This is a genomic window from [Clostridium] ultunense DSM 10521, from assembly GCF_000511955.1.
Lineage (GTDB): Bacteria > Bacillota > Clostridia > Tissierellales > Tepidimicrobiaceae > Schnuerera > Schnuerera ultunensis.
This window is the reverse complement of the sequence record NZ_AZSU01000003.1, coordinates 66,226-73,397: the sequence shown is the minus strand read 5'-3', so window position 1 is coordinate 73,397 and position 7,172 is coordinate 66,226. Positions and strand designations below refer to the sequence as shown.

Sequence of the window (7,172 nt, the reverse complement as noted above, 5' to 3'; positions counted from 1 at the left end):
AGCATATTTGCTCGTGGGCTGGGTTATCACCAGGCTGCAATGAGAGTGCAGGAAAAACTAAATCTACAAAAACAAGACATGGAAATCCGTATATAAAAAGTATTCTATGTGAAGTAGCTTGGACAGTGACACGAAGAAAAGGAACATATTTATCAAACTGGTATTGGAAGGTAAAGCAAAGAAGGGGTACTAAAAAAGCTATTATTGGATTAGCACGCAAGATATTAGTAATTATCTATACTCTTTTAAAAGAGAACTTATCATATGATGAGGACAAATTTACAGAAATACAAGTGAATCATGAAAAGCAGAGAGAAAAGAAACTTATCCGAGAATTAAAAAAACGAGGATATATGGTTGAACCTCTAATTGCTTAATTGTTTCACCTAAAATCACCTAAAAATTGTACATAAAGCATATATAAGTAGCTTGGGGAAACCCTAAAAGGGCCTCCCGGGCATTTTATTGCTCAAAAAACAAGGGATAGATTATTCATAAGAAGTAAAGAAGAAGGTGGGATCTATTAAAGAGGAGCCTACTAACTAAATCATTTTCGTGTGAACATTAATAGAGTGGACTCGGGTAAATGGAAATTTGTTATCAATCCATCAATTATTTTAAATTTATACCCAGGATAAATAAAAATATCCGTCCAACCCTTTTTAGGAATTATCATCCCCTCTAAACTTCCTATAGTCTCCAAGGTTCGGGTAGTAGTAGTTCCTACTGCTATGACTCTTCCACCATCTCTTTTTGCCCTATTTATCATATGGGCTGCCTTATGAGAAACCTCATAGTATTCCGAATGCATATGGTGTTCTTCGATGTTTTCCACCTTCACCGGCCTAAAGGTACCTAGCCCAACATGAAGAGTTAGGTAGGCTATGTTAACTCCTTTCTCCTCTATCTGTTTTAACAACTCTTTAGTAAAATGCAAGCCAGCAGTAGGAGCTGCAGCCGAGCCATCATGTTTTGAATAAACGGTCTGATACCTTTCCCCATCCTCTAGTTTCTCCGTAATATAGGGAGGTAAAGGCATTTCTCCTAACTTATCCAATATTTCTTCAAATATCCCATTATAATTAAATTTTACTTTTCTAGTACCATCTTCCCCTATACTCAAAACATCAGCAACTAACAAGCCCTGCCCAAAGACTATTCTATTACCTGGCCTAACCTTTTTCCCTGGCCTTGCTAAAATTTCCCACATATCATTTTCGATTCTTCTTAGTAATAGGAATTCAATTTTTTCGTCCTTTCCTATCCTACTTCCAAATAACCTAGCCGGAATTACCCTTGTATCATTTAATACTAAGCAATCTCCTGGATTAAAATAATCTATTATATCCTTAAATATTCTATCCTCTATATTTCCTGTCTTTTTGTCCAAGATAAGAAGTTTTGATTCCTCCCTATCCTTTATGGGAAATTGAGCGATCAATTCCCCTGGTAAATCATAATAAAAATCTTCTGTTTTCATTAGATCATCCTCTACTAATCTTTTATTATTTCTACTCCATTATAGTAATGCTTCAATATATCTTCAAAAGTATATCCTGATTCAGCCATTTTTTGAGCACCCCATTGGCTCATCCCTACTCCATGGCCATAACCTTTCCCTTCTATTATAAAATTAGTAATACCAGTATTTCCTCCATCAATCTTATCCACAACCCCATCCCTATTAATAAATCTGCTAGTCAACCCTCTAGAAGGTCTCTGTTTAGTACTGCCATCTATTATATGGCTAGTCTCCAAATCGATTAATTGGGGTTTACTACTATTACCATCTATTGCATACAGATTGGTACTAGTTGCATCATTAGAGCTTTTCTTGATAGTAAACAAATTACTTTTAACCTCTGTTAGACCTAGAAATTCCCTAATTTGTCCCTTATTTAAAATTTTTTCTCCTAAAGTCCCGATTAATTTAAGTTGGGTTACTCGTCCACTTGAAGAATTACCTAATACTTCCATATCTATTACATTACCAATATTGACACCCTTATTTTTAAGACTTTTGCTAATTTCATCAGCGTTCAAATTTAAACTCCAACTACCATTTGGAGCATTAATAGAAAATTCATCTTCAACGGAAATTAGGTAAGGATGACTATTACCCCAGGCCTCTAAGGAATCTTCTGTAACACCACCACTATTAGAATGGTATAATGCATCTATAATATTTCCATTATAGGTAATTATCATTCCACTAGTACCATCTACAGCCCTATTAGTTTTTTCATCCTCTCCATCCATCCCTCCATAAACTTGACAATGGGTAGTATCACAAAGGTCGTAACATTCATTATTATGCTTATTCATATTCTTCAATGCGTAAGTTCTTGCCGCTATAGCTTGGGCTTTCAAGGCCTCCATTTCAAAAGAAACAGGCATCTCTTTAGGGACTACTCCATATAGATAATTGTCTATATCTACATAATTGATAACTATCAGATTGGCACCCATTATTTTAAAATTGATATAATCCCTATAATTTTTATCCTCGACTCTAACCTTCTTTTCATATCCACCCTTGGAAGAGATAATTAGATCATCCTCTTGATTGTAGGCATATAATAAATTATCATCAACATCCATTATATAAAGCCTTTCCTCTTCACCTATACTAACTTTAATGTTTTCAATGTCTATAGATTCTATTTCCTGTATTAAATTAGCCTTACTATATATATAAAATCCTTCATCACTATATAGATTAACAATTCCATTGGATTTTATAGGGCTTGTCAGCCTAATCCTTATAAAATTTTCTTCTAATGGGTTAGCATATATACTATGACTTGATAATACTAACCCAATAACTATTATAGCCAAAATTAAAGAACTCGTAATTTTTCTCATAGAATTGCCCCCTTATCTTCTAAACAAATTCAATATTAAAGTCAATATTATACTAATAATTATACTAGATACAATAGGAAAGAAAAAAGTAAAATTTCCCTTTTGGATAAAAATATCACCAGGTAATTTACCTAATCCAAATCTTTCACCTATAATAAAAACTATGCCAATTACAACTAACACTATACCTATAGTTAAAAATATCCTACCAAAGGATTCCATTATATCCCTCCTATTCTTCCCTATAAGGTGTATTAAAATGATCATATACTTTTTTAGAAACAATTCTTCCTCTAGGGGTTCTATTTATAAAACCAATCTGTAATAGATAGGGTTCATAAACATCTTCAATAGTAGTCCTTTCCTCACCAGTGGCAGCAGAAAGGGTATCTAAACCTACAGGACCACCATTAAAGTTTTCTATCATGGTCAATAGTATCTTCCTATCTATTTCATCTAATCCAAGTCTATCTATTTCCAACATTTCCAATCCCTTTTTTGCTACCTCCCAGGTAATGATACCATCCTCTATCACCTGAGCATAGTCCCTTACCCTTTTTAATAACCTATTTGCAATCCTTGGTGTGCCTCTAGATCTTTTAGCTATCTCCATAGCTCCTTTATCGTCAATGGGAATATTTAATATATTAGCAGAACGTTTAACGATTTTTTGCAAACTGTAATCATCATATAAATCTAAATTCAGCATAACTCCAAATCTATCCCTTAGAGGAGAAGTAAGGAGTCCCGCCCTAGTAGTAGCACCAATTAAAGTAAATTTAGACAAATCCAATCTAACGGATCTTGCGCTAGGCCCTTTGCCTATTATTATATCCAAAGCATAATCCTCCATAGCAGGATAAAGTATTTCCTCTACAGTTCTGTTTAACCTATGTATTTCATCGATAAACAATACATCTTCTTCCCCTAAATTAGTCAATATACTAGCCAGATCGCCTGGCCTTTCAATGGCAGGTCCAGATGTAATCCTAGCATTGACCCCCATCTCATTAGCAATAATATTAGCTAAAGTTGTCTTTCCAAGGCCTGGAGGACCATAAAGAAGTACATGGTCTAAAGGCTCCTTCCTTTCCTTTGCAGCTTGGATAAATATATTCAATTTTTCCTTAACCTTTTCTTGTCCAATATATTCTGCCAGCCATTTAGGCCTTAAATTGATTTCGTTTTCCCTATCCTCCCTTTGGATAGAGCTGGAAACTATTCTTTCATTCATATTATCCATAAAATATTACCTCTCCTTATTGTTTAGAAATCCTTTTTAAAACTTCTCTTATAATATCCTCTGTAACCATTTTGCTAGTATCTATTTTATTTATAACTTTAATTACTTCATTTCTAGAATACCCTAAAGACATTATACCATCTATAGCAATTTCCACTTCATCATTATCAATTATTATATTTTCATCTTCCACAATATCCTCTTTATCAACCCTATCCTTTAATTCTAATATAATCCTAGAGGCAGTTTTTTTACCTACCCCTGGCGCATTACATAGAATATTGGAATCATTCTTCAATATAGCCAATTTTATTTGGTTTGGTGTTAAAGTAGATAAGATATTTAAACCTACCTTTGGCCCTACCTTAGATACCAATAATAATAGATTAAACATATTCAGTTCTTCTTCCGTTATAAACCCATAAAGATATACTCCATCTTCTCTTAAATTAAAATAAATATACATGGTGATTTTTTCATGGATTTCTAAATTCATCAATGAATTCTTTGAAGTATATATCCTATAACCTATCCCATTATTATCTAGAACTATATAATCTTCCTTAATACTTACCACCTTACCAATTATGTATTCATACATATTATCCATCCTTTATTATTTCATTTTAAACATATCTTTAAAATTTAAACAGCTACTATGGCATATAGCCACCGCTAATGCATCTGCCGCATCATCAGGCTTTGGTATCTCCTTTAAATTTAATAATAGTTTTACCATTTCCTGTACCTGTCTTTTATCTGCCCTTCCATAGCCAGCAACAGATTGTTTTATCTGCAATGGAGTATATTCATAGACCTGTAATCCTCTGTTAATTGCAGAAAGGATCTCTACTCCTCTAGCTTGTCCTACTTGGATGGCAGTCTTTACGTTTTTATTAAAAAACAGCTCTTCTATAGCAAAATCTTCTGGATTATATCTATCTATCAACCTAGTAAGCTCATCATATATTATTTTCAGCCTTTCTGGAAATAAGGTGCTAGAATCCGTCCTAATAACGCCATAATCTAATACTCTATATCTATTTCCCTTATATTCTATAACACCATATCCTACTATAGCCAATCCTGGATCAATGCCAAGTATTACCATTTATCTCACCTTTCATATCGAAACAATAACATATATTATATTATCACATTTTAAATAGAAAAACTAAGTTAGGATCCTAACTTAGTTTTTAGCTGATGAAATTCTCCAATACATCGGATAGTTCCTCTTCACTATCTACTCTTATTCCTTTAATCAATTTATCTTGGTCTATTTGTTTTAAAAGGGATATGGGGTAATCCTTAAATACCCTATCCAAAATTTCATCTCCATTTTCATCTATTCTATATATTGCAATCTTACCCTCAGATTGACCAATTATGTAATGATTGGGGCATAGATGATCCCTTTCTTCCCTTAAAATTATACGATTAACGGAAAAAGATATGATCTTCACATTAGGAAAATTTTCTTCCGTATACCTTCTATATTCTTTCTCAGTCATATTAATTATCTTTTCATCTAATTCATTTAATTTCGTTATATTATGATTACAAGCCTTATAATAGGTTTTTTTCTCAATGAAAACATTGGGGGAAATTCTTTCTTCTTCCTTTAATATGGCTAAATCCAAGTCATAATCCTTTAAGTTTTCCTTTGCAATTTTAGGATTCTCATTGGCCTTTCTCCCCATCATCTTATAACCATAGACAAAACTAATAAAGAAAAGGGTGGCACAAAATAAAAATATTAAAATAGCATTTTGTTTTTTCATAAATATCCCTCCAGTACCATCTAAAGGGATATTTTTCCCATTTTATATTATTTTATACATTTCATATTATTTAGAAATTGCGCCGATTTTAAATCCAGCCTTTTCTATTTTTTCTATGAGTCCAACTACATCTTTAGTATCAACTCGGATTATTACCCTATATACATCTAATACCTTTGCATCTACTGCAGCAAAGTTTATTATATTAACATTTTCTTTCCTTATAACTTCTGACAACCTTGCCAATTGTCCTGGAATATCAAGCATATCAACAACGATTCTAGTACCTTTCTCTAAACCGAATATTTCAGAAAAAGCATTAAAAATTGAATTGTGAGTCAAAATACCAACAAATTTTCCCTTAGAATCGAATACTGGCAAGAAAGGGGTTCTCCACTCCTTAAGCAAATAAGAAGCATTCTCTGCATATTCATCTTCTTTTATAGATTTGTAATTCGTACTATATAGATCATTGACTTTGACATTCTTTAAAAATTCTTCCCTGTCTCTGCCATTGGCTTCAAAATAATTCCTAAAAATGGCTTCTTTCATCAGATAACCTTTAAATTGTTCTCCCTCTAAAACAGGCAAAGACATAAAATCCCCTTGGTTTATTTTTTCTAAAGCAGACCCAATATCCTCACCTAATTCTAAAGTTGTCAGCTTATCTTTTGGTAACATATGGTTTCTTACATACATTTAATATCCCCCCTTATTAATTTTTAATTTAGCTCGTTGCAGAACCCTACAACTCGCATATTTACTACATTTATTTATATTGAAATGGCTAGGATCCCCCCATTTTGGGTATATATACAGTACTAAGATGTGTATAACTCAAAACAAATAGAAAGGAGAATCCTATGCCAGTTTCAGCTAAACAATTAAACTTTACTGATATTTCTACTGAATTTGATAAGTTTTACAATAAAAATCAAAACAATTTACTTGGTTTGTTAGACCAATTCATTAATATTAGTGATTTTATTCCATTTTCTTTTTACCAAAAATATTATTCTCATTTTGGTAGAAAAAGAAATTTCTCTTTAGAGTCTATGATTAACGCCTTTATTCTTAAAAATATTTTATCTCTTCCTTCTATCGATCTATTGATTTCATTACTTAATATTTCATCTGAAATGCGTCAATTTTGTGGATTTCTCAAGGTTCCTCATAAGTCTCAATTCTCTAGGTTTAAGGTTAATTTCTTTGATGCTTTAAACGACTTATTCAATAATCTTGTTGATGTAACTGAAGAAATTTCTAAGGATATCAATCCA

General features: G+C 32.4%; 10 protein-coding genes. 2 read left to right on the top strand and 8 right to left on the bottom strand.

What is annotated here, in order from left to right; all coding sequences use genetic code 11:
• Positions 1-377: transposase (locus CUL_RS16965; RefSeq protein WP_035143009.1), on the top strand; the 377-nt coding region annotated here is incomplete at its 5' end.
• A gap of 170 nt (positions 378-547) precedes the next feature.
• On the opposite strand, the gene queA is transcribed toward CUL_RS16965, so the two are convergent.
• The 8 genes from queA to CUL_RS0107345 all read right to left on the bottom strand — a co-directional run bounded on the left by queA (position 548) and on the right by CUL_RS0107345 (position 6,591).
• Entirely contained in the window at positions 548-1,480 is a 933-nt protein-coding gene (queA, locus tag CUL_RS16960; protein ID WP_081722807.1) for a tRNA preQ1(34) S-adenosylmethionine ribosyltransferase-isomerase QueA, read from the bottom strand.
• A gap of 14 nt (positions 1,481-1,494) precedes the next feature.
• Positions 1,495-2,865, bottom strand: a complete 1,371-nt coding sequence (locus CUL_RS16955) for a SpoIID/LytB domain-containing protein (RefSeq protein ID WP_025640967.1) — start codon at positions 2,863-2,865, stop codon at positions 1,495-1,497.
• 12 nt (positions 2,866-2,877) lie between these two features.
• On the bottom strand, positions 2,878-3,087 hold the full coding sequence (locus tag CUL_RS0107370; protein ID WP_005583800.1) for a DUF2905 domain-containing protein: 210 nt from the start codon (positions 3,085-3,087) through the stop codon (positions 2,878-2,880).
• Positions 3,088-3,097: 10 nt separating this feature from the next.
• Positions 3,098-4,108: a Holliday junction branch migration DNA helicase RuvB gene (gene ruvB / locus CUL_RS0107365; RefSeq protein ID WP_005583801.1), complete on the bottom strand. Its 1,011-nt coding sequence runs from the start codon at positions 4,106-4,108 to the stop codon at positions 3,098-3,100.
• Between the two features lie 16 nt (positions 4,109-4,124).
• Complete coding sequence (ruvA, locus tag CUL_RS0107360; protein WP_025640964.1) at positions 4,125-4,709, bottom strand: Holliday junction branch migration protein RuvA; 585 nt, start codon at positions 4,707-4,709, stop codon at positions 4,125-4,127.
• Between the two features lie 15 nt (positions 4,710-4,724).
• Entirely contained in the window at positions 4,725-5,219 is a 495-nt protein-coding gene (gene ruvC, locus CUL_RS0107355; protein WP_005583805.1) for a crossover junction endodeoxyribonuclease RuvC, read from the bottom strand.
• Between the two features lie 88 nt (positions 5,220-5,307).
• The gene (locus CUL_RS0107350) at positions 5,308-5,892 is read right to left on the bottom strand and encodes a BofC C-terminal domain-containing protein (RefSeq protein ID WP_005583806.1); all 585 of its coding nucleotides are present in this window, start codon (positions 5,890-5,892) and stop codon (positions 5,308-5,310) included.
• A 66-nt stretch (positions 5,893-5,958) separates the two neighbouring features.
• On the bottom strand, positions 5,959-6,591 hold the full coding sequence (locus CUL_RS0107345) for a CBS domain-containing protein (protein ID WP_005583807.1): 633 nt from the start codon (positions 6,589-6,591) through the stop codon (positions 5,959-5,961).
• Between the two features lie 164 nt (positions 6,592-6,755).
• On the opposite strand from CUL_RS0107345, the gene CUL_RS16950 reads away from it, so the two are divergent.
• The coding region (locus tag CUL_RS16950) for a transposase (protein WP_025640961.1) at positions 6,756-7,172 on the top strand (417 nt) is incomplete at its 3' end.